Annotated in this window: 25 protein-coding genes; 12 read left to right on the top strand and 13 right to left on the bottom strand. The window is 65.7% G+C overall.

Annotated elements, in window-relative coordinates; all coding sequences use genetic code 11:
* Positions 1-542 precede the first annotated feature (542 nt).
* Complete coding sequence (locus ACO6D5_RS03210; RefSeq protein ID WP_088589985.1) at positions 543-1178, top strand: response regulator transcription factor; 636 nt, start codon at positions 543-545, stop codon at positions 1176-1178.
* Positions 1179-1208: 30 nt separating this feature from the next.
* On the opposite strand, the gene hpaI is transcribed toward ACO6D5_RS03210, so the two are convergent.
* From hpaI to ACO6D5_RS03190, 4 genes are read right to left on the bottom strand one after another with little or no spacing between them, the layout of a single operon-like run.
* On the bottom strand, positions 1209-2009 hold the full coding sequence (gene hpaI / locus ACO6D5_RS03205) for a 4-hydroxy-2-oxoheptanedioate aldolase (protein ID WP_315844950.1): 801 nt from the start codon (positions 2007-2009) through the stop codon (positions 1209-1211).
* A gap of 15 nt (positions 2010-2024) precedes the next feature.
* Positions 2025-2828: a 2-oxo-hept-4-ene-1,7-dioate hydratase gene (hpaH, locus tag ACO6D5_RS03200; RefSeq protein WP_485824571.1), complete on the bottom strand. Its 804-nt coding sequence runs from the start codon at positions 2826-2828 to the stop codon at positions 2025-2027.
* 16 nt (positions 2829-2844) lie between these two features.
* Complete coding sequence (locus ACO6D5_RS03195) at positions 2845-3594, bottom strand: fumarylacetoacetate hydrolase family protein (RefSeq protein ID WP_485824570.1); 750 nt, start codon at positions 3592-3594, stop codon at positions 2845-2847.
* A 10-nt stretch (positions 3595-3604) separates the two neighbouring features.
* Positions 3605-4657: a fumarylacetoacetate hydrolase family protein gene (locus ACO6D5_RS03190; protein ID WP_485824569.1), complete on the bottom strand. Its 1053-nt coding sequence runs from the start codon at positions 4655-4657 to the stop codon at positions 3605-3607.
* Between the two features lie 202 nt (positions 4658-4859).
* On the opposite strand from ACO6D5_RS03190, the gene hpaE reads away from it, so the two are divergent.
* Positions 4860-6326, top strand: a complete 1467-nt coding sequence (gene hpaE, locus ACO6D5_RS03185) for a 5-carboxymethyl-2-hydroxymuconate semialdehyde dehydrogenase (RefSeq protein ID WP_485824568.1) — start codon at positions 4860-4862, stop codon at positions 6324-6326.
* A gap of 26 nt (positions 6327-6352) precedes the next feature.
* Positions 6353-7204 (top strand): 3,4-dihydroxyphenylacetate 2,3-dioxygenase, encoded by an 852-nt coding sequence (gene hpaD / locus ACO6D5_RS03180; RefSeq protein WP_485824567.1) that lies wholly within the window; start codon positions 6353-6355, stop codon positions 7202-7204.
* A gap of 1 nt (position 7205) precedes the next feature.
* On the opposite strand, the gene hpaR is transcribed toward hpaD, so the two are convergent.
* On the bottom strand, positions 7206-7670 hold the full coding sequence (gene hpaR, locus ACO6D5_RS03175) for a homoprotocatechuate degradation operon regulator HpaR (protein ID WP_315844956.1): 465 nt from the start codon (positions 7668-7670) through the stop codon (positions 7206-7208).
* Between the two features lie 119 nt (positions 7671-7789).
* Positions 7790-8452 carry a hypothetical protein gene (locus ACO6D5_RS03170; protein ID WP_485824566.1) on the bottom strand — a complete coding sequence of 221 codons (663 nt, stop codon included), beginning with the start codon at positions 8450-8452 and terminating at the stop codon, positions 7790-7792.
* 428 nt (positions 8453-8880) lie between these two features.
* Between ACO6D5_RS03170 and radA the strand changes: the two genes are divergently transcribed.
* The 3 genes from radA to ACO6D5_RS03155 all read left to right on the top strand — a co-directional run bounded on the left by radA (position 8881) and on the right by ACO6D5_RS03155 (position 11523).
* Positions 8881-10242: a DNA repair protein RadA gene (gene radA / locus ACO6D5_RS03165; RefSeq protein WP_315844958.1), complete on the top strand. Its 1362-nt coding sequence runs from the start codon at positions 8881-8883 to the stop codon at positions 10240-10242.
* Positions 10243-10336: 94 nt separating this feature from the next.
* A complete protein-coding gene (locus ACO6D5_RS03160) occupies positions 10337-11116 on the top strand; it encodes a sulfite exporter TauE/SafE family protein (protein ID WP_485824565.1) in 780 nt (259 codons plus the stop codon).
* A gap of 167 nt (positions 11117-11283) precedes the next feature.
* Positions 11284-11523, top strand: a complete 240-nt coding sequence (locus tag ACO6D5_RS03155) for a hypothetical protein (RefSeq protein WP_315844960.1) — start codon at positions 11284-11286, stop codon at positions 11521-11523.
* 165 nt (positions 11524-11688) lie between these two features.
* Here ACO6D5_RS03155 and ACO6D5_RS03150 read toward each other — a convergent pair whose 3' ends face one another.
* The 3 genes from ACO6D5_RS03150 to ACO6D5_RS03140 all read right to left on the bottom strand — a co-directional run bounded on the left by ACO6D5_RS03150 (position 11689) and on the right by ACO6D5_RS03140 (position 14795).
* Positions 11689-12645: an NAD(P)-dependent oxidoreductase gene (locus ACO6D5_RS03150; protein ID WP_315844961.1), complete on the bottom strand. Its 957-nt coding sequence runs from the start codon at positions 12643-12645 to the stop codon at positions 11689-11691.
* Between the two features lie 105 nt (positions 12646-12750).
* Positions 12751-13719: a Bug family tripartite tricarboxylate transporter substrate binding protein gene (locus ACO6D5_RS03145; protein WP_485824564.1), complete on the bottom strand. Its 969-nt coding sequence runs from the start codon at positions 13717-13719 to the stop codon at positions 12751-12753.
* A 74-nt stretch (positions 13720-13793) separates the two neighbouring features.
* Entirely contained in the window at positions 13794-14795 is a 1002-nt protein-coding gene (locus ACO6D5_RS03140; protein ID WP_315844963.1) for a tripartite tricarboxylate transporter substrate binding protein, read from the bottom strand.
* Positions 14796-15015: 220 nt separating this feature from the next.
* Here ACO6D5_RS03140 and ACO6D5_RS03135 point away from each other — a divergent pair, with 220 nt between their 5' ends.
* From ACO6D5_RS03135 to garL, 5 genes are all read left to right on the top strand, one after another.
* Positions 15016-15945 (top strand): dihydrodipicolinate synthase family protein, encoded by a 930-nt coding sequence (locus ACO6D5_RS03135; RefSeq protein ID WP_315844964.1) that lies wholly within the window; start codon positions 15016-15018, stop codon positions 15943-15945.
* Positions 15946-15997: 52 nt separating this feature from the next.
* Positions 15998-16822, top strand: coding sequence for a FadR/GntR family transcriptional regulator (locus tag ACO6D5_RS03130; RefSeq protein WP_485824563.1), 825 nt, complete (start codon positions 15998-16000; stop codon positions 16820-16822).
* A 25-nt stretch (positions 16823-16847) separates the two neighbouring features.
* The gene (locus tag ACO6D5_RS03125) at positions 16848-17969 is read left to right on the top strand and encodes an Ldh family oxidoreductase (RefSeq protein ID WP_485824562.1); all 1122 of its coding nucleotides are present in this window, start codon (positions 16848-16850) and stop codon (positions 17967-17969) included.
* 79 nt (positions 17970-18048) lie between these two features.
* Positions 18049-19050 carry a tripartite tricarboxylate transporter substrate-binding protein gene (locus tag ACO6D5_RS03120; protein ID WP_315844967.1) on the top strand — a complete coding sequence of 334 codons (1002 nt, stop codon included), beginning with the start codon at positions 18049-18051 and terminating at the stop codon, positions 19048-19050.
* Between the two features lie 105 nt (positions 19051-19155).
* Positions 19156-19923 (top strand): 2-dehydro-3-deoxyglucarate aldolase, encoded by a 768-nt coding sequence (gene garL / locus ACO6D5_RS03115; protein ID WP_035213403.1) that lies wholly within the window; start codon positions 19156-19158, stop codon positions 19921-19923.
* A 51-nt stretch (positions 19924-19974) separates the two neighbouring features.
* Here the strand turns inward: garL and lysA are convergent, their stop codons facing one another.
* On the bottom strand, positions 19975-21207 hold the full coding sequence (gene lysA, locus ACO6D5_RS03110; RefSeq protein ID WP_485824561.1) for a diaminopimelate decarboxylase: 1233 nt from the start codon (positions 21205-21207) through the stop codon (positions 19975-19977).
* A gap of 113 nt (positions 21208-21320) precedes the next feature.
* Here lysA and ACO6D5_RS03105 point away from each other — a divergent pair, with 113 nt between their 5' ends.
* Positions 21321-22256, top strand: coding sequence for a LysR family transcriptional regulator (locus ACO6D5_RS03105; RefSeq protein ID WP_485824560.1), 936 nt, complete (start codon positions 21321-21323; stop codon positions 22254-22256).
* A gap of 104 nt (positions 22257-22360) precedes the next feature.
* On the opposite strand, the gene rpsT is transcribed toward ACO6D5_RS03105, so the two are convergent.
* From rpsT to murJ, 3 genes are all read right to left on the bottom strand, one after another.
* Positions 22361-22624, bottom strand: coding sequence for a 30S ribosomal protein S20 (gene rpsT / locus ACO6D5_RS03100; protein ID WP_006225453.1), 264 nt, complete (start codon positions 22622-22624; stop codon positions 22361-22363).
* 311 nt (positions 22625-22935) lie between these two features.
* On the bottom strand, positions 22936-23898 hold the full coding sequence (locus tag ACO6D5_RS03095; protein WP_315844970.1) for a FecR domain-containing protein: 963 nt from the start codon (positions 23896-23898) through the stop codon (positions 22936-22938).
* A gap of 193 nt (positions 23899-24091) precedes the next feature.
* The gene (gene murJ / locus ACO6D5_RS03090; protein WP_315844971.1) at positions 24092-25651 is read right to left on the bottom strand and encodes a murein biosynthesis integral membrane protein MurJ; all 1560 of its coding nucleotides are present in this window, start codon (positions 25649-25651) and stop codon (positions 24092-24094) included.
* Positions 25652-25658 lie beyond the last annotated feature (7 nt).

Raw genomic sequence — 25658 nt, 5'->3', positions numbered from 1 at the left:
CGTGACGGTTTGGTTGATGGAATCGCTGGCGATGGAGCAAGGCGCTTCAACGATCGAGCCTTCAAAGCGAACCGTGCCGCTGGGTTTGTCGGCGGCGAAGGCGGCGGTGCAGGCAGAGCCCAATGCAATCGTTGCGATCAGGCGAGCCAGCTGATTTTTTTTCATCACAATGTCCTTGGATAGTGGTTACAGCTTTCGGGTCGGGGGCTCCGTGTTCGCCGCCCCGGGGAGCAAAAAGGGGCGATGAGCGTCTTGGAGTCACCTCGTGTTGAAGCTGAAAACAGTGTAGAAATTGGGACGATCGTGAGAAATAGGATGCGTAGCATCGTTATGTAGGAAATTTCCTAATGGCCCTGCATACGGATCGAACCTTTGATGTTCGCTTGGAAAAACGTACAAATCTGGTTCTAGAGCCTCGTATGGCGACCGTGGCGTACCGCGCAATGCTCTAAAATCCGAGCTCCTCATGTGCGCCGCCGCGCGCCATGCGTCCGGCAGCGCTAGTCGCTGGACGCCCATTCTCGAGATAGGCCGATCCCCACATGAATTCAGTCTTAATCGTTGACGACCATCCGGTGTTGCGCCTTGCCGTGCGCATGCTGCTGGAGACGAACGGCTTCAATGTGATCGGAGAGGTCGGCAACGGTATCGACGCGGTGCAGATGTTCCGTGACCAGTCGCCAGATGTGGTGATTCTGGACATCGGAATCCCGAAGTTGGATGGGCTGAGCGTGATCGGCCGGATGCGGAGCATCGATCCGCGCAGCCATATCCTGGTGCTGACGTCGCTGTCGTCCGAGGCGTTTTGCCATCGGTGCATGCAGGCGGGTGCCAAGGGCTTTGTCTGCAAGGACGAGGACCTGAACAAGCTGGTCAGCGCCATCAAGGCCGTGATGGCGGGGTACAGCGTGTTCCCGTCGATCTCCGTATCGCCGAAGCATGGGCAGGCGTCCGAGGGGGCGATGATCCAGAGCTTGTCCGATCGCGAGATGACGGTGCTGCAATACCTTGCTCAAGGGCGGTCAAACAAGGAGATCGGGGATTTGCTGCTGCTGAGCAACAAGACGGTCAGCACCTACAAGACACGCTTGCAGCAAAAGCTGGGCATGACGTCGGTGCTGGAACTGGCCGAATTCGCCAAGCGCAATGCGCTGCTTGGCGAAGGCGAAGGCGCCTGAGGGGCTCAGGCGCACGTTCGAGGGGCAGATTCAGTAAGGACCGGCGCCGCTCTGGATCGCCTTGGTATCTTTGAATTCGCCGGCAAGTTTCTCGGCCGCGCGGGCCAACAGCACGGCATCGACGCCTACGGCGACGAAGGTCGCGCCCAGCGCCAGGTAGTGTTTGGCCTGCGCGACGCCGCTATGCAGGATGCCGGCGGCTTTGCCGGAGCGCACGATGCGGGTGATGGCCTCGTCGATCGTCTTGAGCACCTCGGGGTGTTCCGGCTGGCCCAGATAGCCCATGCCGGCCGACAGGTCGGCGGGGCCGATGAAGGCGCCGTCCACGCCGTCCACGGCGAGGATCTCGTCCAGCGCGTCAATGCCGGCCGGCGTCTCGATCTGCACCAGCACGCACATCTGGTCGTTGGCGCGCTCCAGATAGTTGGGGATGCGGTTCCAGCGCGATGAGCGCGCCAGCGCGCTGCCCACTCCACGGATGCCGGCGGGCGGGTAGCGCACCGCGGCGACTGCCGCCGCGGCTTCCTCGGCGGACTGGATCATTGGCACGAGCAGGGTCTGCGCGCCGGTGTCCAGGATCTGTTTGATCTGCACCGGGTCGTTCCACGCCGGACGCACGACGGGCGCCACCGGATAAGCGGCCACCGATTGCAGCTGCGACAGCGTCGTCTGCAAGGTGTTGGGGGCGTGTTCGCCGTCGATCAGCAGCCAGTCGAAACCGGCGCCTGCGACGATTTCCGAGGTATAGGCGCTGGCCAGCCCGGCCCACAGGCCGATCTGGGGTTGGCGGTCGCGCAAGGCTTGCTTGAAAGTGTTGGTGAGGATGTCCATGGACTGCATGCCGTGTTAGATGAAATGACAGTTGACGGAACCCAGCACGCCGTAATCGACACTGAACGTGTCGCCGGGCCGGGCGGCTACCGGCCGGGTGAACGACCCCGACAGGATGATCTCTCCGGCCTCCAGCGCGACGTCATGGGCGGCCAGCTTGTTAGCCAGCCATACTACGCCATTGGCGGGGTGATTCAAGACGCCGGCGGCCACGCCGGTTTCCTCGATGACGGCGTTGCGCGAGAGGATGGCGCCGATCCAGCGCAGGTCCATGTCGCCGATCTTGACGGGCCGTCCGCCCATGACGACGCCCGCATTGGCGGCATTGTCGGCGATGGTGTCGAACACCTTGCGCGGGCGCTTCGTATCGGGGTCGATGCCGTGCGAACGCGCATCGATGATCTCCAGCGCGGGAATCACGTAGTCGACGGCGTCATACACCTGGAACAGCGTCACGTTGGGACCCTCGAGGCGTTTGCCCAGCACGAAGGCCAGTTCGACTTCCAGACGGGGCAGGATGTAGCGGTCGGCCGGGATGTCGCTGCCGTCGTCGAAGAACATGTCGTCCAGCAGCATGCCGAAATCGGGCTCGTCTATCTGGGACGCCTGCTGCATGGCGCGCGAGGTCAGTCCGATCTTGTGGCCGCGTTTGACGCGGCCTTGCGCCAGCTTGATGTCCATCCAGGCGCGCTGGATGGCGTAGGCGTCGGCGATGTCGATGCCGGGGTGTTCCAGCGAGATCTGGCGGATCTGCGTGCGGGTGCGTTCAGCGTCGTGCAGGCGCGCGGCAATGGCGCGCACGGTTTGGGTATCTAGCATCGGGTGTCCGAAGGGATCAGGAAGGGAAGGGAGCCAGCGTGTTGACGAGTCGTCCAACGCCGTCGATTTCGGTCACGACCTCGTCGCCGGGCATGACATTGACGATGCCATCGGGCGTGCCGGTCAGGATCAGGTCGCCGGGCGACAGGGTCATGAAGCTGCTGAAGTATTGGATCAACGCGGGGATGTCGAACACCATGTCGCGGGTATTGCCGCGTTGGGTCTCGATGCCGTTGACGGTGGTGCGCAAGTTCAGGTTCATGGGGTCGGGGACGTCGTCACGGTCGACCAGCCACGGGCCCAGCGGCGTGCAGGTGTCGCGGCTTTTGACCCGCAGGTTGGGGCGATACCAGTTTTCCAGGTAGTCGCGCAGCGCATAGTCGTTGGCCACGGTATAGCCCGCCACATAGTCATAGGCCTGGCCTCGCGAGACGCCGCGAGCCGTCTTGCCGATGACGACCGCCAGCTCGCATTCATAGTGCATGAAGGCGACGTCGGCGGGGCGCAGGGTCTGGGCGCGGTGCCCGACGAAGGTGTTGGCGGCCTTCAGGAAGCCCAGCGGTTCCTCTGGCGCCTTGAACGCCAGCTCCTTCGCATGGTCCGCATAGTTGATGGCCAGCGTGAACGTCGTGCGGGGTTCGATGGGCGGCAGCCAGGAGACCGCCTCTTCGGGCAGGACGCGGCCGTCGGCCAGCCGGATCTGGCCCGGACCCGCCTCGGTCGCCGCGTGGATGGCGCCTTCGTAAACGATGCGTGCGTGTTTCATGGCGCAGTCCTTATGCGTTGGCGGCGGCCAGCCGGTTGCCCAGCGTGCCGACTTGCGAAATGCGGATGTCGTAGCGCTGCCCGGCCCGCAGGCGCGGGGCGTCGTAAGGGGCGCCGACCAACAGCATGTCGCCGGCGTCAAAGCTCATGAATTGCGTGACGTCGGCAATCAGCCGCGCAACCGGACGGACCAGGTCGGCGGTGCAGGCGCGTTGCACCAGGACGCCGTCCACGTGGATGTCGATATCCAGTGCGTCGGGGGCGGGGACGGATGCTACGGGCGCGAGATCGCGGCCGATGGGGCAGAAGCCGTCGCGGCATTGCTGCTTGAGCGCGGGCCGGAAGTAGCTGGCGTGCGGGACGGAAAGATCGGCGACGACCCGGTAGCCTGCCACGTAGGCCAACGCTTCCGTCTCGCTTACCCGGGTGGCGCGGCGCGAGAACACCACGCCCAGGCAGGCGCCCACTTCGACCTCGTCCACGTCGGACGGCAACGTGATGACGTCGCCGTCTTGCGCATAGGTGTTGGCGGGCTTGATGTAGAGCACGGGCGCCTTGGGCGCGGCCTGGTACGGCGGCGCATCCACGGCGTCGCCCAATGCCTGTAACGCCTGGCGCGTGTTCAGCGCGGCGCCTACCACGGTGCGGGGCGGGGCCGCCAATGCGGCGGCGGCTTCGGCGGCGCGTGCGGCGAGGTACTCGCGGTAGTTGTTCGCTTTGTAGTTCAGCACGGGATCCGCTTCTTCGATCTGCATCGAGATGCCCAGCGGGCGGGCGGCCATGTGCGGGGCGAGCGCCGCCGAGAGGGCCTGGAACACCCGTTGGCCCAGCGCGGCCTTCTGCGCGTCATTGCGTCCGTGTCCGATGCGCAGCACCACATGGACGAAGGCGTTGTCGGGATGGCCGTCGACGATCAGGCAATCGTCCACGCGCAACGCTCGCGTACGGGCGCCCGCCAGCGGGAACAGGCGGCCGTCGCCGACGGCGGCGTCCTGCACCACGCGCATCAGCGTGCGCGTGTCCAGGTCCAGGTTGCCGGAGTACTCAATCCAGATGTGGGGCATGTCGTCTCGCTCGCCATATCGTTATCATGTTAAGTATCATAGTGAAAAAGGCCGTAGGCGGCAACGCGCGAAACGTGTTTGGCCGGACAGGTCGGATCGGGGTTTCCCGGCGTTGACAGCGCTTGGCAGCCAGCATAATGTTAACGTGTTAATTAAAAATGCCGGCGCGATCGAATGGCGCCGCACCGCAGGAGAAGCGCACGTGAGCATCAAACATTGGATCAATGGCCAGCAGGTCGACAGCGCCGACCGCTTCGTCACCTATAACCCGGCCACCGGCCACGCCATCGAAGAGGTTGCTGCGGGCGGCCAGGCCGAGATCGATGCCGCCGTGTCCGCCGCGGCCGACGCTTTCCCCAAATGGGCGAACACGCCGGCCAAGGAGCGGGCCCGCCTGATGCGGCGACTGGGCGAACTCATCGACCGGAACGTGCCGGAACTGGCCGAGCTGGAGACGCGGGACACGGGTCTGCCGATCTCGCAGACCCGCAAGCAACTGATCCCGCGGGCCTCCGAGAACTTCACGTTCTTCGCTGAAGTGTGCACGCGGATGAACGGCCATACCTATCCAGTGGACGATCAGATGCTGAACTACACGCTGTACCAGCCGGTCGGGGTGTGCGCGCTAGTGTCGCCCTGGAACGTGCCGTTCATGACCGCCACCTGGAAGACGGCGCCGTGCCTGGCGCTGGGCAATACCGCCGTGTTGAAGATGTCGGAACTGTCGCCCTTGACGGCAGACCAGTTGGGCCGGCTGGCGCTGGAGGCAGGCATCCCGCCGGGCGTGCTGAACGTGGTGCAGGGGTACGGCGCCACGGCAGGCGACGCGCTGGTGCGGCACCCCGGCGTACGCGCCATTTCGTTCACGGGCGGTACGGTCACGGGCAAGAAGATCCTGGCCAGCGCGGGCGGCATCAAGAAGTATTCGATGGAGCTGGGCGGCAAGTCGCCAGTCCTGATTTTCGACGACGCCGATGTGGAGCGCGCGCTGGATGCCGCGCTGTTCACCATCTTTTCGCTGAACGGCGAACGCTGCACCGCGGGTTCGCGCATCTTCGTGCAGCAAAGCATCTACGATGATTTCGTGCGCAAGTTCGCCGCGCGCGCCCAACGACTGGTCGTTGGCGACCCCGCCGACGAGGCCACGCATGTGGGCGCGATGATCACGCGCCAGCATTGGGAAAAGGTGACGGGCTACATCGATCTGGCCGAACGGGAGGGCGCGCGCATCCTGGCGGGTGGAGCCCGTCAACCGGCGGGGTTGCCCGCGCATCTGGCGGGCGGAAACTTCGTGCACCCGACGGTGCTGGCCGACGTCGACAACCGCATGCGTTGCGCGCAGGAAGAGATCTTCGGTCCGGTTGCTTGCCTGATTCCTTTCAAGGACGAGGCCGAGGGCCTGGCGCTGGCGAACGACGTGAAGTACGGGCTGGCGTCCTATATATGGACGCGCGACATCGGTCGCGCCCACCGTTTGGCGCGCGGCATCGAAGCCGGCATGGTATTCATCAATAGCCAGAACGTACGCGACTTGCGCCAGCCGTTTGGCGGCACGAAGGAATCGGGCACGGGGCGGGAAGGCGGTGAATACAGCTACGAGGTGTTCGCCGAGATCAAGAACGTGTGCGTGTCGCTGGGCGGCCACCACATTCCGAAATGGGGCGTTTAAGCCTCGGGAATCAGGAGACAACCATCATGGGTAAGCTCGCGCTGGCGGCCAAGGTGACGCATGTGCCGTCGATGTACCTGTCGGAACTTCCCGGCAAGCACCACGGTTGCCGCGAGGCCGCCATTGAAGGCCATCGCATCATCGGCCAGCGGTGCCGGGACCTGGACGTGGACACGATCGTGGTGCTGGACGTGCATTGGCTGGTCAATGCGGGCTATCACGTGAACGCCAACGGGCGGTTCCAGGGGCGCTACACCAGCAATGAGCTGCCGCATTTCATCAAGGACATGGACTACGCCTACCGCGGCAATCCCGAACTGGGACGGCGCATCGCGGAATGCGCCAATGCAGCGGGGGTGGGAACGCGTTCGCACGAGATCGACAGCCTGGAACTGGAATACGGCACGCTGGTGCCGATGCGGTACATGAATGGCGACGGCCGTTTCAATGTGGTGTCGGTGGCGGCCTGGTGCGCCTGGCATGGGCTGGACGAGAGCCGCCGATTCGGCGCGGCATTGCGCCAGGCCATCGAGGCCAGCGACAGCCGCGTTGCCGTGCTGGCCAGTGGATCGCTGTCGCATCGCTTCAACGACAACGGCAGTCCTGAGGCCGCCATGCATCAGATCAGCCGCGAGTTCTACCGGCAGGTGGATTTGCGGGTGGTCGAGCTATGGCGTCAGGGGGATTGGAAGGCGTTCTGCGCGATGCTGCCCGACTACGCCGAGCGCTGCGTGGGAGAAGGCGGCATGCACGACACGGCCATGCTGCTGGGACTATTGGGGTGGGACAGTTACGACGGGCGGGTGGAGATCGTCACCGATTACTTCACCAGTTCCGGCACGGGGCAGATCAACGCCATCTTCCCGGTGCCTGCCTGAGTCACGCTTCGTCGGCCTCGCGCGATGCCGGCGCGTCGCGCTTGATCAGCTCGACCATGGCGTCGACGTCGCGGTACAGGCGGTCGAGCAATTCCTTGCCGATCTTGCTTTCGATCTCTTGATATTTCGCATCTACCTGCGGGCGCATGCGGTCGATCAGCTTGTTGCTCTTGGGGGTCAGCGAGATTTCCTGGCGCCGCTGGTCGGCGCTGGAGCGCACGCGCTTGATCAGGCCTTGCTCTTGCATGCCGGCCAGCATGCGGGTCAGGCTGGGGCTGAGGATCTGGCAACTGCGGGCGATCTGGTTGGGTTCCATCGAGCCGACTTCACTCAAGGTGCGCAACACCCGCCATTGTTGTTCGGTGACGCCCGCCGCATGCAGCACGGGGCGGAAATGCGCCATCAGGGTTTCGCGCGCGTAAAGCAGCAGATGGGGGAGATTGCGGTGGTGGAAGCTCGGACTCATGGCGGCTATGTTAGCAAGAAGCCATCCGTTTTTTGACCAAATATTTGGGTGCGTCTTGCGCGCCACACCGCCATCGGCGCTGCGAAGGGCAGGGCCGATGATCGGGGACAGGGCGGGAGTCAGGTCGGGTTTTGCTGAGCCAGTTCCTGCAGGTCGTCCGGCAGGGTCAGGTCAGGCGCGCCTTGCTGCAGTTCGCGCAGCGCCTGGACGGCTTCGTCCTGCTGGTCGTCCTGGACCAATGCGCGGATATGGGCCACACGGGCCTCGACGTCCTGTTCGCTGAACGCCACGACTTCCGTGGCCGTGGCTTCGCCCTGCTGCGCCGTTTGGGCCGCTTGGGCCGCTTGGGTCGTTTGGGCCACAGCGGTTTCCGGGGCAGCGGGAGCGGCCTGGGGTTGGCTTGCGGCCGTGTCGGCTGGGGACGCGACGACGCGCTGGGTGGCGGGCGGCGCCTGCTTGCTTGCCAGCGTTTCAGCCAGCGCGGCAGGAGCCGGCGCGGGTGAACGTTCGGCGCTGGTGCCGACTTCGTGGGGCGCCGCCAGTTGCGCGGTCACGTCCTGCATGTCGGCGCTTTCGCGCATGTCGGTCCAGGCGAACAGGCCGGCCACCATCGCGGCGCAAGCGGCCGCGGCCCAGCCGGGATGCCAGCTGTGGCCGGGGTGCCAGGTACGGCGCACCGCCGCGTCAAGTTCGGGACTGGTCCCGGGTCTGGGCTTACGGTACAGGGCGCGCAGATCCCGTTCATCGTCTTCGTCGAATGGGGGGCGATAGGTAATGCTCATGCGCGTACTCCTCGCGCATACGCCCGGTGGCTGGACGTATCCGCGTTTGACCTTTGCTGGGCGCCGCGCCGGTGGTCCGGCGGTCTCGTCGTGGCTAGGGTCTTGTTCCGGTTTATGCGGCCTCGGCAAAGACCGCAGGGCGATTGCGCCGCGATTCCCATTGCTGCGCCCGCGTTGGGCGTTTGGCGCCGGGTATGCCGTCCTGACGGGACGGTTCGACAATGCGCTGCACCCGTTGATTATGCGCGATTTGTGGAATTCCGGCAGGGAATTTCTTCTATTTGCATGATGTAACTTCGGACTGTCCCTATTAGTGAAAGCAGAATGACAGATTCATGCACCGGGACGGCGCAATCCGCATGCCGGGACGCGCGTTTTGATGCGCGCCGCGCGCGCTGGAAAGACAGGTTGCCGGTACACTTTCGCGCATGGCCAAATCCCGAACCGTATACGTGTGCGCCGACTGCGGCGGCACCACCCCGAAGTGGCAGGGCAAATGCCCGCATTGCAACGCCTGGAACACGCTGGAAGAAACCGTGGAATCGTCGACGCCTGCCGCGTCGGCGCACCGCTACGCGCCGCTGGCCTCGGCCAGCCCCGTGCGCAGCCTGTCTGAAATCGAAGCCCGCGAAACGCCGCGCCAGCCCACCGGGCTGGACGAGTTCGATCGCGTGCTGGGCGGCGGCCTGGTGGCCGGCGCCGTGGTGCTGATCGGCGGCGATCCGGGCATCGGCAAATCCACGCTGCTGCTGCAGGCGCTGGCGTCGATGTCGCAGACCACCAGCGTCCTCTACGTCACGGGCGAGGAGTCCGCCGAGCAAGTCGCGCTGCGCGCCCGCCGGCTCGATTTGCAGACCGGCAACGTCAACCTCTTGGCCGAGATCCGGCTGGAGGCCATCCAGGCTGCCGTGTCCGAGCAGAAACCGACGGTCGCCGTGATCGATTCGATCCAGACTTTGTACAGCGGCGAACTGAGCGCGGCGCCGGGCTCGGTGTCGCAGGTGCGCGAATGCGCGGCGCAACTGACGCGGCTGGCCAAGCAGACGGGCATCGCCATCGTCATGATCGGCCACGTCACGAAGGACGGCGCGTTGGCGGGGCCGCGCGTGCTCGAGCACATCGTCGACACGGTGCTGTATTTCGAGGGCGACACGCATTCGTCGTTCCGGCTGGTGCGCGCGTTCAAGAACCGCTTCGGCGCGGTCAACGAACTGGGCGTGTTCGCCATGACCGACCGCGGCCTGCGGGGCGTGGCCAATCCTTCTGCGCTGTTCCTGTCGCAGCACGAGCAGCAGGTGGCGGGTTCCTGCGTGATGGCCACGCAAGAGGGCACGCGGCCGCTGCTGGTCGAGATCCAGGCCCTGGTCGACAGTTCCCACGCGCCCAACCCGCGCCGGCTGACGGTCGGCCTGGAGGGCAACCGTTTGGCCATGCTGCTGGCGGTGCTGCACCGGCATGCCGGCGTCACGACCTTCGACCAGGACGTGTTCGTCAACGCGGTGGGCGGGGTGCGCATCACCGAACCGGCGGCCGACTTGCCGGTGCTGCTGGCCATCATGTCGTCGCTGCGCGACAAGCCGCTGCCGCGTGGCCTGATCGCGTTTGGCGAAGTGGGCCTGGCGGGCGAAATCCGGCCTGCGCCGCGCGGCCAGGAGCGTTTGCGCGAAGCGGCCAAGCTGGGCTTTTCCATTGCATTGATCCCCAAGGCCAATGCGCCGCGCACACCCATCGAGGGGCTGGAGATCTGGGCGGTGGACCGGTTGGACGCCGCGCTGGACAAGTTGCGTTGACGCCTTGGGCCGGCACGTGCCGGACCGAGGCCCGTTGATCTTCCCTTTATTGAATCGCCCATCCTGAGCAAGGCCGGGTCTGCTGGAGCAAGACGTGAGTCTGTTTGTTATCGCCGCATGCTTGGCCGCGGGTGGCCTGATCGGTTTCATGGGCGGCGTGCTGGGCATCGGGGGCGGACTCATCGCCATTCCCGCGCTGGTGCTGCTGATGGGGATGTCGCAGCAGCTGGCGCAAGGCACGGCGCTGATCATGGTGTTGCCCGCCATCACCATGGCCGTGCGCAAGTACAACCAGCAAACACGCATCGACAAGCGCGTGGCTGCCGCCGGCGCGGCGGGCGCCGTGGTTTTCACCTGGGTGGGCGCGCGGCTGGCGCTGGGCATCGATTCCAGCGTGCTGCGCCAGAGCTTTGCCGTGTTCCTGTTTTTCATCGCCTTGTTCTACGTCTGGCAAACCTGGCGCGCCACGCGCCCCGCGATCCGGCGTCCGGCGGCCGGCAAGGGCCCTGCGCCGGCCTTCACCCCGCGCCGAGCCGTTGCGTTGGGCATACTCTGCGGGACCTTGGGCGGGTTCTTCGGCGTGGGCGGCGCGGTGCTCGCCGTGCCGATCATCACGTCGGTCTTCCGCTTGCCGCAAACCACGGCGCAGGCCTTGGCGCTGAGCATGGTGATCCCCGGTTCGACCATCGCACTGATCACGTATGCGTGGGCGGGCCAGGCGGACTGGATGGTCGGCTTGCCGCTGGCCATCGGCAGCCTGCTTTTCGTGCCCGTGGGCGTGAAACTGGCGTACCGGCTTCCTGAACGCAAGCTGAGAATCTGCTTTGCGCTGATGCTGTTCGCCACCGTCGGCCTGCTGGCGTTCGAGGCGTGACTGCGGCGCCGGTTGCGCGTATTAGCAAACGTTAGCGTCCGAAAATTTGTGGTTCCGCGGTGAACCTTCTGGGGGGGCCAGCTTCAAACGGAGTACGGGGTAAGCGGCGATGTTGCCGCCCCGTGTCGGAAAAGGGCTTCGGCCTTTTACATTCAGGAGTTCATGAAATGACGACTCACTCCCGTATCGCTGCGTTTTTGTCCACCTCGGCCCTGTGCCTCGGTCTTGCTGCTGCGCCTTCGGCGTTCGCGGCGGGCGCCGATGCGTCGGCCAAGACGGGCGAAACCAAGACCCAAGCGCAGCACAAGCATCACAAGTCTGACAAGACGTCCGCCAAACCGGCGGCCGCCAAATCAGGCACAGCATCGAAGATGGACCATTCCGGCGCCACGACGCCGGCGAAGTAAGCAGGGGGCTGTAAAGCCCGAACGTAGTTCCTTTGCAGGAAGACTGCCGATCCCGCGGGACCGGAAAGTCGAAAGCCTCTCGGTATGGGCACCGAGAGGCTTTTTTGTTGCCGGGTGGCGTGGCCGGCATTTTTCGTTTCCGCGCCGCCGCGGCGCGGGCTGCGGTTACTCCACCGGCGTGATCACGCGGCCGGTGTCGAAGTAGGCTTGCAGGTTCTCCAGCATCAGGTTTTCCATGGCCAGGCGCGTCTCGAACGTGGCGCTGCCGATGTGCGGCAGGACGACGGCGTTGTCGCTCTTGGTCAGGGCTTCCGGCACCTTGGGTTCGTGTTCGAACACATCCAGCGCGGCGCAGCCCAGCTTGCCGGCGTCCAACGCGGCGACCAGCGCGGTTTCATCGATGACGGGTCCGCGCGCGATGTTGACGATGATGCCCTTGGGGCCCAGCGCTTCCAGTACCGGCTGGTTCACCAGGTGGCGCGTGCTGGGGCCGCCCACGGTTGCCACGATCAGGAAGTCGGCCCACTTGGCCAGATCCACCAGCGAGGCCTCGTAGCCGTAGGCGATGTCGTCGCGCTTGCGGCGGTTGTGATAACGGACTTCCATGTCGAATCCGGTACCGCGCTTGGCAATGGCCTCGCCAATCCGGCCCAGGCCCACGATGCCCAGCTTCTTGCCGCTGACGCGCAGGCCCAGCGGGATGCTGCCGTGCACCTGGCCCCACTGGCCGGCGCGCACGAACCGTTCGCCCTGGCCCATGCGGCGGGCGCCGGCGATCAAGAGGCCCCAGGCCAGGTCCGCCACGCAGTCCGTCAACACGTCGGGCGTGTTGCTGACCTGCACGCCGCGCTTGTGGGCCGCTTCGACGTCGATGGTCTCGTAGCCCACGCCCCAGCTGCAGATCGCCTTCAGGTCGGGCAGCGCGTTGATGAGTTCGGCATTGGCGCCGAAGTTGGCTGACGTGACGACCGCGGTGATGCCCTTGCCGTGTTCGGCCAGCGCGGCCTTGCGGTCGGGGAATTTCCACAGCTCTACCACGTCGTACTGGTCGGCCAGGTTCTTGTTGGCGGAGGGGGAGCCGGCCAGCGAGCCGACCTGGATGATGCGATGCTTAGTGGTCATGTTGTCGTACGGGTAGGGTGGCGAAAACGGTCATGCTACTTGATTCGGCCTTGAAATCGGCTGAGGGGATGCCCGCGGGCATCCCCCGGGTGCGTGCCCCGCCGGCTATTCCAGCTGGATGTTGGCTTTCTGGATGACGTCCTTCCACCGTTTGACCTCGCCTTGCTGGAACGCGGTGAACTGCTGCGGGGTGTTGGCCACGACTTCAAAGCCCAGGCCTTGCAGCGTCTGTTCGGTCTTCGGGTCGCGCAAGGCGGTCTGCAGGGCCTTGGACAGTTGCTGCACCACCGCGGGCGGGGTGCCCTTGGGCACCGCGAAGCCTTGCCAGGAATACACCACCATGTCCTTGATGCCGGCCTCGGTCAGCGTGGGCACGTCGGGCAGTTCCGGCGTGCGCGCGTCGCCCGTAATGGCCAGGGCCTTCAACTTGCCCGCCTTGATGTGGTTCTGGACCGCGCCCAGGTTCTGGAACGATACATTGACCTGACCGCCGATCAGGTCCGCGATCGCGGCGCCGCCGCCCTTGTAGGGCACATCGACTCCCGTGCTGTCGGTGCGCTGGCGGAACAGCACGGCGGACAGGTGGTCCGAGGAACCCGTGCCCGATGACGCGTAGGAGACGCTGCCGGGGTGCTTCTTCGCGTAGTCGACCAGTTCGGCGACGTTGCCGGCCGGAAACGAGGTGGCGGCGACGAGCACGTTGGGATTGCGCACGGCCTGGGTCAGATATTCGAAATCCTTGCTCGGGTTGTACGAGAGGTTCTTGTAGAGCGCTTCGTTGATGGCGAAGGTGCCGATCGAGCCAACCATCATGGTGTAGCCGTCGGGCGTGCTGCGGGCCAGGGCCTGCGCGCCGATGGCGCTGTTGGCGCCCGGCTTGTTCTCGACCACGAAGGTCTGTCCCAGCAGCTTCGACAGCGCGGGGGTGACCGAGCGCGCAGTGATGTCGGACGAGCCGCCCGGCACGAAGGGCACGATCATGGTGACGGGTTTTTCGGGGTAGCCGGCGGCCTGGACCGCCGGCCCGCCAAGCAGGACGGCGCCCGCCGCGAAAGCGCAGATCAAGTTATTCATGTTGTCTCCTGGTTCGCGTGATGATGAGAAGCCCGCCGCTCACGCGTTGCGTGCGGGCCTGGATCTGCGTCAGATCAGTCGACCTTGGCGCCGGATGTTTTCACGACTTCCGCCCACTTCACGGTCTCTTGCGCCATGAACTGCTTGAACTGCGCCGGCGTGTTGCCCGAGGGCGTGGCGCCCTGGGCCTGCAATTGCGCGCGCACCGGCTCTTGCTGCAACGCAGCCGCCACGTCGCGCTGGATCTTGTCGACGATGGCGGGCGGCGTGCCGGCGGGCGCCAGCAGCCCGAACCAGCTGGAGGCCTCGTATCCCTTCACGCCCGCTTCGGCCAGCGTCGGCACATCCGGCAGGGCGGGGGAGCGCGCGGCCGTGGTGACCGCCAGCGGCCGCAGCTTGCCGCCCTTGATGTAGCCCATGGAAGAAGGCAGATTGTCGAAGATCAGGTCGGCGGAGCCGCCCATCACGTCGGTCAGCGCGGGGCTGCTGCCCTTGTAGGGCACGTGCGTCATGCGGGTGCCGGTCATGCTCTGGAACAGTTCGCCCGACAGGTGCGTGGAGGTGCCATTGCCCGTGGACGCCATGTTGACGCTGTCCGGATTGGCCTTCAGGTACTTGATCAGGTCCGCCACGGTGCGGATGCCGTGCTTGTCCGCGAACTTGGGGTTCAGTTCAAGAATGTTCGGGACCGGGATCACCAGCGTCACGGGCACGAAATCCTTGACCGGGTCGTAGGGCAGCTTGGCATAGACGGACTGGTTGATCGCATGCGTGCTGACGGTGCCCATCAGCAGCGTGTAGCCGTCGGCGGTGGCACGCGCGGCTTCGGCTGTGCCGACGTTGCCGCCCGCGCCCGCCTTGTTGTCCACCACCACCGACTTGTTCCAGCTCTTGCCCAATTCGGCGGCCACCACGCGCGCGGCGATGTCTGCCGTGCCGCCAGCGGGAAAGGGCACGATGATCCTCACATCGCGTTCGGGGTAGTCGGCCAGTGCGGGCGCTGCGGGCAGCAGGAAGGCCGTAGCCGTCAACATGGCTGCGGTGAACAACCGGCGGCGCAGGGGGGCTGCTTGCATGGAACGTGTCTCCTTGGTGTGCGCGTGGCCGCGCATCGTTTGTGGGAAATTCCGCCCCTGGCATGGCCCGAGGCGGCAAGCCGCAAGGCGCATGCGGCACCCTGCGTTTTGTTGCCGTCCTACTTGTCAAACAAATATAGGTATTGAGGTTATGCTTGTCAACCAAGTATACTTTTTTCACCTTACTCATCTGACAACTGGATCTGCCAGGAGCCCGTCCATGAAAACTTCCCCGGTGTCCGCCCAGGACTTGCAGCGTTCGGTCATTGCCGTGCCGCCGTTGGCCCGCCACGACGATCTTTCCCTGAACGAAGCCGCGAACAAGGCGCTGCTGGGCCACCTGGAAGCCGGTGGCGTGCGCAACGTGATGTATGGCGGCAACGCCAACTTCTACAACGTGGCCGTCAGCGAGTACGCGCGCATCGTGGACATGCTGGCCGGGCTGGCGGGGTCGGATACGTGGATCCTGCCGTCGGTCGGCCCCGATTACGGCAAGATGATGGATCAGGCGGCAATCCTGCGGTCGCGCGCGTTCCCCACGGCGATGCTGCTGCCCATGTCGTTCCCGTATACGGACGCCGGCTTGGCCGATGGCGTGCGGCGCTTCACCGACGCCTTGGGTAAGCCCGCCGTGGTCTACATCAAGTCGGCCGACTACCTGGCTCCCGGCACCGCTGCGCGCCTGATCGAGGAGGGCCGCATCGTCGCGTTCAAGTACGCCGTCGTGCGCGACAACCCGGCGAAGGATCCCTACCTGTCGTCCCTGCTGCAGGCGGTGGATGCGCGCTGGATCGTCAGCGGCATCGGCGAACGCCCGGCCATCGTCCACTACCGCGACTTCGGCCTGAAGAGTTTCACGTCGGGTTCGGTCTGCGTGGCGCCGCGCGGGTCGATGCGCTTGCTGCACTTGCTGCGCGAAGGCCGCTACGACGAAGCGGAGGCGGTGCGCGAACATTACCTGGGTCTGGAAGACTGCCGCGACGGCATCAGCCCGATCCGCGTGCTGCACGACGCCGTGACCTTGTCGGGCGTGGCCGACATGGGGCCAATGCTGCCGCTGTTGACCGGCATCTCCAGCGCCGAACGCGAACGGGTGGCGCCGGTCGCGCGCGCGCTGGCAGCGTGGGACAGGCAAGCCGTGGCGGCCTGACCGTGAACGCGGCGGCCGCGTACCTCCCGTCGCACCGCCTGTTGGCGGTACGATGGGCGCTGTTCCCGCAAAGGTGAACAGGCCTAAGCATTCAGGAGGTTTCGTGGCCCGATCCAAAGCATCAACTTCATCCGAGCCGCAGGCGCCCGTCGAATCCGACGCGTCGGGTTCGCCCCTGCTCGAACGCGGGCACCGGGTGCGGCTGGCGGATCAGGTCTACGGGCAGATTTTCGAGCAGATCGTGTCCGGCGGCCTGAACGTGGGCGACAAGCTGCCGTCGGAAAACGAGATTTCCGAGCGCTTCGGCGTATCGCGCCCGGTCGTGCGCGAGGCGCTGCTGCGTTTGCGCGCGGACGGCCTGATCACGGCGCATCAGGGCTTGGGCACGTTTGTCAGCCATCAGCCTGCGCCGCGCCTGAAGACCTTCAACGATGTGCAGAACGTTAGCGCCTATCTGCGCGCGCAAGAGGTGCGCGTGGCGCTGGAAGGCGACGCGGCCCGCCTGGCCGCATTGCGCCGCACGGACGAACAGCTGAAGAAGATTGCCGACGCCCACGCGGCGTTCGCCGACAGCCTGACGCATGGCCAGGTGTCGCCCGAGGCCGATCTGGCGTTTCACGCCAGCATCGCCGAAGCCAGCGGCAACGATTTCTATCTGGGGGTGCTGGAAAGCATCCACGAATCCATCAACGGTTTCATGCGGCTGACCTTGAGCCTGACGCGCACCGGATCCCGGCAGCGGGCCCAGCGCGTCGTGGACGAGCACGCCACCATCCTGGACGCCATCCGCGAGCAAGACAGCGAGCGCGCCCGCGTGGCCATGCAGTTCCATCTGGGGCAGGCGCGTCACCGACTGGTGGACCGCGAGCGCGACTGACATCAACGACACACGGAGACAACGAGTGCAAGGCAATGGAGCGATAGCGAAGAACGTGCCGGTCGAGCAGGTCCGCGAACAGATCCTGCAGGTGCTGCAAGCCTGGGGCATGGACGAAGACTTGGCGAACACCACCGCTGGCCTAATGGCGCAGACAGATCTGCTGGGCATCGATTCGCATGGCATTTCGATGCTGCCGTCCTACGAGGAAAAGTGGCGCGCGGGTTCCTTGAAGCTGGACGCCCGCGCGCGGGTCGTGCGCGACGGCGGAGCCAGCGCCTTGATCGACGGCATGGGCGGCCTGGGCTACCCCGTGGCCTCGCAGGCGATGCACCTGGCGGTCGACAAGGCGCTCGCGCACGGCGTGGGCGCGGTGTCGGTCTGCAATTCGCATCACTTCGGCGCGGCCGGCGTGTATGCACGCATCGCCGTGCAACGCGGCGTGGTCGGGCTGGTCACCAGCAGCGCCAACGGCATCATCATGGTGCCCACGCGTGGCGCCATGCCCATGCTGGGCACCAATCCCATCGCGTTCGGCGCGCCCGCGGCCCATAACGAGCCCTTCGTGTTGGACATGGCGACGACCACCGTCGCCGCTAACAAGGTCAAGGTCTACGACTTTCTGGACAAGCCGCTGCCATCCGGTTGGGCGGTCGACGGGCAGGGCGCGGCGGTCACCGACGCCGACGCCGCGATGCAGTTCATCTTCAAGCGCCCGGAGGGAGGCCTGACGCCTCTGGGCGGGACGTCGGCCATGAGCAGCCACAAGGGCTACGGCCTGGCAATGATGGCGCAGATCCTGGGCGGCACGCTCAGCGGCAGCGCCTTTGCCGCTCGGCGTGCCCCCACCCGCCGTCCGGGCGAACCCGACGACGTGGGGCATTTCTTCCTGGCCTTGAACCCCGACGCGTTCCGCGCCGCAGGGTCGTTCGAATCCGATATGGACGACATGATCGACGCATTGCACGACACGCCGCCCGCCCATCCGGACGAGCCCGTGCTGGTGGCTGGCGAACCCGAGGCGGCGGAACGCGAGCGCCGGTTGCGCCAGGGCATCCCGATATCGGCCGCGCTGGCCGACCGGTTGCGCGGTATCTGCGAGCGCGCCGGCACGCCATATCTGCTGGAGGACATTTGCATCGGCTGATGCGGCCGTACCGCATCAAACGATAGGCACAGACCCGGACACCGGGCGATATACCTACAACAACCATGAGGAGACAACCATGCAACAGAACAAACCCGCGGCGCACAGACGCCTTGCCATCCTGGCCGGTGCGGCCGCCGGCCTGCTGACGCTGCTGCCGGCGGCAGCGATGGCACAGGCCGGCGCGTGGCCCGCCAAGCCCGTCAAGCTGGTCGTGCCGTTCCCGGCCGGCGGCAGCACCGATTCCGTGGGCCGCTTGCTGGCGGCCGAGCTCTCCAAGGAATTGGGCCAAAGCGTCATCGTCGAAAACAAGGGCGGCGCCAATGGCAACATCGGCTCTGACGTGGTGGCCAAGGCCGAGCCGGACGGCTACACCCTGCTGCTGTCCGGCGTGGGATCGAACGCCATCAGCTATGCCGTCTACCAGAACATGCCCTACCGCAACAGCGACTTCGCGCATATCTCGCTGCTGGCGACGGGTCCCAACGTCCTGGTCGCGAACATGGAGTTCCCCGGCAAGACGTTTGCGGACTTCATCCGGCTGGCACGCGAGAACCCGGGCAAATACACGCACGCCAGTTCGGGCAGCGGCTCGTCGGGCCACCTGGCCATGGAAATGCTGAAGCAGGATGCCAAGATCGACCTGGTGCACGTGCCGTACAAAGGGGGCGCGGCCGCCATTACCGACATGATCGGCGGTCGGGTCTCGGTGATGTTCCTGAACCAGGACACGCTGTTGCCGCAAGTCACCTCCGGCAAGCTGCGCGCGCTGGCGGTGGCCAGCGCGAAGCGCAATCCCGCTTACCCCGATACGCCGACGGTGGCGGAATCGGGTTATCCGGGTTTCTCGGCGGAATCCTGGTTTGGCTTGTCGGCGCCGGCCAAGACGCCGCCGGCCGTGATCCAGCGCCTGAACCAGGCGACGGTCAAGGCGCTGGCGTCGCCCGAGATCCGGCAAAAGCTGGAGAGCGTGGGCTTCGTGGTGGTGGGCGATGATCCGAAGTCGTTCTCGGCGTTCGTCGACAACGAAATCACGAAATGGGGCAAGGCGGCGAAGGCCTCCGGCGCCCGGATGGACTAGCGGCCGTGCAAGGCTTCATTTCGCGTTGACAGGCCCTGACTGCTGTACCGCCGGGCCGCGGCCCGGCACACTCCGTATTCTCTTTCTGCAAAAACGAAGGCGGCAATGAATTCACCCTTACCCAATCGCTTCCGGCAACGCATCCTGGCCCGCGAACGGCTCATCGGATTCTGGATGTGCATGTCCAGCCACATCACGGCCGAGCTTGTCGGGCTGGCGGACTTTGACTGGCTGCTTCTGGATGGCGAGCATTCGCCCAATGAGGTGCCGATGTTCCTGCAGCAGCTGCAAGCGCTGCAAGGCAGCGCCAGCGCCGCCGTCGGCCGGCCGTCGTGGAACGATCCGGTGCAGATCAAGCGCCTGCTGGACATCGGTTTCTACAACCTGCTGATTCCGTTCATCGAATCGGAGGCCGACGCGCGGCTGGCCGTGGCCGCCACGCGCTATCCGCCGCAAGGCATCCGCGGCGTGGCGGGCGCGCAGCGCAGCAACCGTTATGGCACCGTCCCGGACTATCTGCAGACCATCAACGACAATATCTGCGTGCTGCTGCAGATCGAAAGCCGCCCGGGCATCGACGCCGTCGACGAGATCGCATCGGTCGAAGGGGTGGATGGCGTGTTCATCGGCCCGTCGGACCTGGCCGCGGCGCTGGGCCACATCGGCAATCCGGGCCACCCCGAAGTGCAAGAGGCCATCCGCCACCTGCACCAGCGCGTGACCGCGCAGGGCAAGGCCGTGGGCATCCTGGCGCCGGTGCACGCGGACGCGCGCCGCTACCTGGACATGGGCATGCACTTCGTCGCGGTGGGCACGGACCTGGGGGTGTTCAAGCAGGCGACATTCGCGCTGCGCGACGCCTTCCCGACCTGAAGCGTTCATCCGGAAAAAGGCGACAAAAAAGCCCCTTGCGGGGCTTTCTGTTTACTGCTCCAGCGCCAGCAATTCGCTGACGGTCTGGCGGCGCCGGATCAGGCGGGCGTTGCCGTGGTCGAGCAGCACCTCCGGCGCGAGCGGCCGGCTGTTGTAGTTGGACGACATCGACGAGCCGTAGGCGCCCGCGTTGTGGAAGACCATGAAGTCACCGATGCGCGGCTGCGGCAGCAACTGGTCGGACATCACCCCGCCTTCGTCCTGCGTGAACACGTCGCCCGATTCGCACAGGGGGCCGGCGACCGCGATGCGCGTTTCGGCCACGCCCTGCGGGGCCGAGCCGTCGGGCGCGTGCACCGTAATGCGGTGATAGCTGCCGTACATGGCCGGGCGCATCAGGTCGTTGAAGCCCGCGTCCACCAGCGCGAAATCGCGCTCGGGGCGGCGGTTGACCGAATGCACTTCCGACACCAGCACGCCGGCTTCGGCGACGAGGAAGCGGCCGGGTTCGATCTCCAGCCGGACAGGGTGGCCCAGGAACTGCTCGATGCGCTTGCGCGCCGCGTCCCACTGCTCGAAGTAGTGGTCGCAGTCGATGCGCGGTTCACCGTCGCGATAGGGGATGGACAGGCCGCCGCCGGCCGAGATGGCCTCCAGGTCGTGGTCCAGCGAGCGCACCACCTCGACCATGGCGTCGCAGACGCTGGACAGGTGGCCATAGTCGACGCCCGAGCCGATGTGCATGTGGACGCCGACCAGCTTCAGGCCGTAGCGGCGCACGATGGACACGGCTTCGGCCACGTCATCGATCCAGATGCCGTGCTTGCTTTGCGGGCCGCCGGTGTTGGTCTTGTTGCTGTGGCCGTGGCCGAAGCCGGGGTTGATGCGCAGCCAGACGCGGTGCCCGCGCGAGGCTTGGCCCACGCGCTCCAGCATGTCCAGCGAGCCGGCGTTGACGGTGATGCCGTGGCGCAGCACGGTGGCCAGCGTGGCGTGGTCGATCAGGTCGGCGGTAAAGACCATGCCTTCCGGTTCGCCCTTGGGGTCGAAGCCCGCGGCCAGGCTGCGTTCGATTTCGCCCAGCGAGACGGCGTCGACCACCGCGCCTTCCTCGCGCATCAGACGCAGGATGTGCAGGTTGGAGCAGGCCTTCTGCGCGTAGCGGATGGTGTCGAAGCGGCGCAGTTGCGCGATGCGTTCGCGGATGACGGCGGCGTCGTACACCCACAGCGGCGTGCCGTGCTGGGTGGCGAGTTGGGTGAGTTGGCGAGGATCGAATGCCATGACGGGCGGACCTTGATTGGGGATTGAAACCAGGCGGCATGATGCCTGTTCAAAGGCATCCAGTAAAATGCTTATGTTTTGAAGACCCATTCATTCTTGATATGGAGTGGCGCATGCTGACGCATCGGCATATCGAAGTGTTCCGGGCGGTGATGATCGCCGGCAGCGTGACCCGGGCAGCCGAACTGCTTAGCTCTTCGCAACCCACGGTCAGCCGCGAGCTGGCGCGCATGGAGCACAGCATCGGCTTTGCGCTGTTCGAGCGCGTGCACGGGCGTCTGCGGCCCACCATGCCGGCGCTGGCGCTCTATGACGAGATCCGGCAGTCCTACGCGGGCTTGGAGCGCGTGGCGTCCGCCGCAGCCCGGCTGCGGGCCTTCCGGGGCGGCCAATTGTCGGTGATCGCCTTGCCGGCCTTCTCGCATTCGATCCTGCCCGACGCGTTCCGGCGCTTTCATGATCAGCATCCCGGCGTCAGCCTGGCGGTCGAGGCGCAGGAGTCGCCGTTCCTGGAGGAGTGGCTGACGGCGCAACGGTACGACTTGGGGCTGACTGAACACGATGCGGCGCCGGCCGGCACGCGCGTGCAGCTGTTGTTGCAGGTGGACGAGGTGTGCGTGCTGCCGGACGGGCACGCGCTGCTGGCAAAGCCGGTGATCGAACTGCCCGATTTCGAGGGGCATGCCTTTGTCAGCTTGTCGTCCAGCGACCCTTATCGGATCCAGATCGACGAAGCGTTCGCCGAAGCGGGGGTGCTGCGGCGGTCCATCGTGGAGACGCCCACGGCGGTGTCCGTGTGCACGTTCGTGCGCCAGGGGCTGGGGCTGGCCATCGTGAACCCGCTGACCGCGCTGGATTTTGCGGGCCGCGGCCTGCACATCCGTCCACTGCGCCGCTCGTTCCCGTTTCGCGTCAACGTGGTGTTTCCCGAACATCGTCCGGCGAATCCCTTGGTAGACGCGTTCATGGCGTCGCTAGCCGCCGCGGCCGAAGCCATCAAGCGCCAGTTGGCGTCGCGCATGGGGCAGAGTGGGGCGCAACCGGCGTAACGGCGCGCGCGGCGTTTCGAGCAGGCAACAAAAAAGGATGCCCTGGGGCATCCTTCTTCATTTGCCGTATTCATGACGCCCCAAAAAGCAGGGGCGGCAGAATCTTAGGCCAGCGCCTTGATAGCGGCAGCCAGGCGGCTCTTGTGGCGAGCGGCCTTGTTCTTGTGGATGATGTTCTTGTCAGCCACGCGATCGATCACGCTCGAGGCCTTCTGGAACACTTCGCCAGCCGAAGCCTTGTCGCCAGCGGCGATGGATTGGCGAACGCGCTTGATGGCGGTGCGCAGCATCGAGCGCAGGCTGGAATTGTGCTTGTTGCGCTCAACGGATTGGCGAGCGCGCTTGCGGGCTTGGGCGGTATTGGCCATGTTGCTATATAAGTTGAATTCGGCAAAGTCGAACATTGTAGCAAGTCCCTGCGGGATTGCAAGCTTTTAATGTTTGATCTACCGATGGAGCGCCCGTCAACCGGGCGGGGGGCGCTAAGGGAAAGGTTCCTGGGCTGGAGAACCCGTAGCTGGAAAGACAATTCCCAAACTGGAGCACTCGTAGCTGGACAACCCTGGCGGATGGCCCTCAAAAAGCCTTGAGGAAAAACCCGCGGCGCCTACTGGATAAAAACACGGTACTGAGTATACAACGAAGCGGGCCGCAGGCACAGGCCTGGGGCACAGCGTTGTCAGGCGGCGACGTTGATCGACACGAACCAGGGCGTAAAGCGCCGGACGCTGATGGGCATCATGTCTTCAAGGGTCGCCAGCGCGGCATTGGTGTCGTCCAGCGGGAAATGGCCCGACACCGGCAAGCCGCCGGCCGCCATGGACAGGCGCAGGGTGCCGGTGCGATAGGGCCGCAGCGCGGCGATCACCTCGGCCAGCGGGCGGCCGCGGGCATCGACCCAGCCGGATTCCCAGGCCGCCTCGGCCATGAGCTCGGCGCGCGGGGTGTCCATGCGGGATGCGTCAAAACGGGCACCGGTGCCGGCGCGTACGGAACCGTGGGCGCCCGACATGGTTTCCACTTCGACTTCATGTTCGTGCACCACGACGACGGTGCGTTGCGCCTGCTGGCGCACCATGTAACGGGTGCCCAGGGCGCGCACGGTGCCTTCGGCGGTCTGCACCAGGAAGGGGCGGCGCGCATCGGGCGCAACGGAGACGGTCACGGCGCCATCCAGCAGGCGGACCTGGCGGTAGGCGGGCGTGAAGTCCAGATTGACGCGGCTGCGCGCGTCCAGCAGCAATTGGCTGCCGTCCGACAGCACATACCGGCGCCGTTCGCCCGTAGCCGTGGCGGCATCGGCCGCGACGTTGCTCAGGGGATAATAGGCATTGCCGACATAGGCGGCGCAAGCGCCTGTACTGGCGAGCGCCAGCGCGCCGGTCAGAAAGCGGCGACGGGCCGGCATGATGGCCGGCGGCGGAGGGATCAGCGGCTGCGCGGGCGAACCGGCGGCGTACCCGGCAGGGTAAGCATCGCCAAGCCGGCCGAATGTCGATCCTGAGAGCGAGCCTGTCAACTGTTGCCAGGCGTTCTCATGGACAGGGTCAGCCGCACGCCACGCCAGGAAGTCGTTGTAGTCCTGCGCGGTCGCTTTGCCGGACCGCAGCAGCAGCAACCAATTGATCACCTGGTCCGCCATGGGTTGTCCTTGGGCGTACTTCACTTCATCTTCCCGCCTGCGGTGCTGGCGGGGATCCTTTCGATGGCAATTTGTAAATAATAAAGGTTTTTTACCAAAGATTACGGCCCGCTTGTCAATTCTTGACGAATCTAAGGCAAAAAAGCCGGCTGAAGCCGGCTTTTTGATGGGGAAGGAGCCCTAAGGGCCGAAATTACCGGCTTGGACGTCGTCCAAAATCCCTAGGACGGAAGCCAAAGAGTAACAACATCCCGAAGTAGACCAGGCCACTGGCGGCCAATACGCCGCCCAACCAGGCCGCGCGCAGTCCGGAATGGGCTTGCAGGCCGATCCAGTCGATGCGCCCGTCGGCATACCAAAGCAGGGCCGACAGCGCGACCAGCGCGGGGATGAGGCGCAGCGCGAATACCGCCCAGCCAGGACCCGGCTGATACACGCCGCGGCGGCGCAGGCCGATCAGCAGCGCCAGCGCATTCAGGCAGGCGCCCAATCCGATGGCCAGGGCCAGGCCGGCGTGGGCCATCAGCGGCACCAGCGCCACGTTCATCAGCTGCGTCAGGATGAGCACGCCGATGGCGATCTTTACCGGCGTGCGGATGTCCTGCTTGGCATAGAAGCCCGGCGCCAGGATCTTCACCGACAGCAGGCCGATCAGGCCCACCGAATAGGAAATGACGGCCAGGCGGGTCTGCAGCACGTCCTGGGCGGCGAAGGCGCCATAGTGGAACAGGGTGGCGACCAGGCCGTCCGACAGCAGCGCCATGCCCACCGCGGCAGGCAGGCCCAGCAGCAGCACCAGGCGCAGGCCCCAGTCCAGCAGGGCGCTGTAGCCGCCGTGGTCGTCGCGCGCGTGGGCGGCCGACAGGCTGGGCAGCAGCACCGTGCCCAGGGCGACGCCCAGCAGCGCGGTCGGGAATTCCATCAGGCGGTCGGCAAACGACAGCCACGTCACGCTGCCCGGGGTCAGCCAGGTGGCGATGTTGGTGTTGATCAGCAGGGAGATCTGCGCCACCGAGACGCCCAGCGTGGCGGGGGCCATCTGCTTGAGGATGCGCTGCACGGTGGGGTCGGCCCACGCTTCGCGGAAACGCAGCGAGAAGCGCGGCGTCAGGCCCAACCGCGACAGGGCGATCCACTGCACCGCCAGCTGCGCCACCCCGCCGATCATGACGCCGATGGCCAGGGCGTAGACCGGGATGTCCATGCGGGGCGCGAGCCAGATGCAGGCGGCGATCATGGAAAGGTTCAGCAGCACCGGCGTGAACGCGGGAACGGCGAAACGGCGCCAGGTGTTCAAGACGCCCGAGGCGAAGGCGATGAGCGACATGCAGAAGATGTAGGGGAACATCATCCGCGTCATCCAGACGGCGGCGCCGAATTCGGTATCGCGGGCCGCGCCGCGCAAGCCGCTGGCCATGGCGGACACCACCCAGGGGGCGGCCGCGATGCCGATCAGCGTGATCAGCATCAGCGTGGCCGTCAACAGCAGGGCCACGCGGTCCAGCAGGGTGCGGACCTCTTCTTCGGACCGGTTGTTGCGCGCGCTGCCCAGGATGGGCACGAAGGCCTGGGCGAACGCGCCCTCGGCGAACAGGCGCCGCAACAGATTGGGGATGCGGAAGGCGACCCAGAAGGCGTCGGTGATGGGGCCGGCGCCAAAGGCGCGGGCGACCAGGATGTCGCGGATCAGGCCGGAAATGCGGGACAGCAGCGTGAAGCTGCTGACGGTGGCCGCCGAACGGAACAGGCTCATGGATGGA

It is taken from the genome of Achromobacter sp., assembly GCF_057314935.1.
This window is presented reverse-complemented; position numbering and strand designations above follow the sequence as displayed.

Coding starts and splice junctions, on each gene's coding strand:
- ACO6D5_RS03210 (WP_088589985.1), top strand. CDS start 543: ATGAATTCAGTCTTAATCGTTGACGACCATCCGGTGTTGCGCCTTGCC.
- hpaI (WP_315844950.1), bottom strand. CDS start 2,009: ATGGACATCCTCACCAACACTTTCAAGCAAGCCTTGCGCGACCGCCAA.
- hpaH (WP_485824571.1), bottom strand. CDS start 2,828: ATGCTAGATACCCAAACCGTGCGCGCCATTGCCGCGCGCCTGCACGAC.
- ACO6D5_RS03195 (WP_485824570.1), bottom strand. CDS start 3,594: ATGAAACACGCACGCATCGTTTACGAAGGCGCCATCCACGCGGCGACC.
- ACO6D5_RS03190 (WP_485824569.1), bottom strand. CDS start 4,657: ATGCCCCACATCTGGATTGAGTACTCCGGCAACCTGGACCTGGACACG.
- hpaD (WP_485824567.1), top strand. CDS start 6,353: ATGGGTAAGCTCGCGCTGGCGGCCAAGGTGACGCATGTGCCGTCGATG.
- hpaR (WP_315844956.1), bottom strand. CDS start 7,670: ATGAGTCCGAGCTTCCACCACCGCAATCTCCCCCATCTGCTGCTTTAC.
- ACO6D5_RS03170 (WP_485824566.1), bottom strand. CDS start 8,452: ATGAGCATTACCTATCGCCCCCCATTCGACGAAGACGATGAACGGGAT.
- radA (WP_315844958.1), top strand. CDS start 8,881: ATGGCCAAATCCCGAACCGTATACGTGTGCGCCGACTGCGGCGGCACC.
- ACO6D5_RS03155 (WP_315844960.1), top strand. CDS start 11,284: ATGACGACTCACTCCCGTATCGCTGCGTTTTTGTCCACCTCGGCCCTG.
- ACO6D5_RS03150 (WP_315844961.1), bottom strand. CDS start 12,645: ATGACCACTAAGCATCGCATCATCCAGGTCGGCTCGCTGGCCGGCTCC.
- ACO6D5_RS03145 (WP_485824564.1), bottom strand. CDS start 13,719: ATGAATAACTTGATCTGCGCTTTCGCGGCGGGCGCCGTCCTGCTTGGC.
- ACO6D5_RS03140 (WP_315844963.1), bottom strand. CDS start 14,795: ATGCAAGCAGCCCCCCTGCGCCGCCGGTTGTTCACCGCAGCCATGTTG.
- ACO6D5_RS03135 (WP_315844964.1), top strand. CDS start 15,016: ATGAAAACTTCCCCGGTGTCCGCCCAGGACTTGCAGCGTTCGGTCATT.
- ACO6D5_RS03130 (WP_485824563.1), top strand. CDS start 15,998: ATGGGCGCTGTTCCCGCAAAGGTGAACAGGCCTAAGCATTCAGGAGGT.
- ACO6D5_RS03120 (WP_315844967.1), top strand. CDS start 18,049: ATGCAACAGAACAAACCCGCGGCGCACAGACGCCTTGCCATCCTGGCC.
- garL (WP_035213403.1), top strand. CDS start 19,156: ATGAATTCACCCTTACCCAATCGCTTCCGGCAACGCATCCTGGCCCGC.
- lysA (WP_485824561.1), bottom strand. CDS start 21,207: ATGGCATTCGATCCTCGCCAACTCACCCAACTCGCCACCCAGCACGGC.
- ACO6D5_RS03105 (WP_485824560.1), top strand. CDS start 21,321: ATGCTGACGCATCGGCATATCGAAGTGTTCCGGGCGGTGATGATCGCC.
- rpsT (WP_006225453.1), bottom strand. CDS start 22,624: ATGGCCAATACCGCCCAAGCCCGCAAGCGCGCTCGCCAATCCGTTGAG.
- ACO6D5_RS03095 (WP_315844970.1), bottom strand. CDS start 23,898: ATGGCGGACCAGGTGATCAATTGGTTGCTGCTGCTGCGGTCCGGCAAA.
- murJ (WP_315844971.1), bottom strand. CDS start 25,651: ATGAGCCTGTTCCGTTCGGCGGCCACCGTCAGCAGCTTCACGCTGCTG.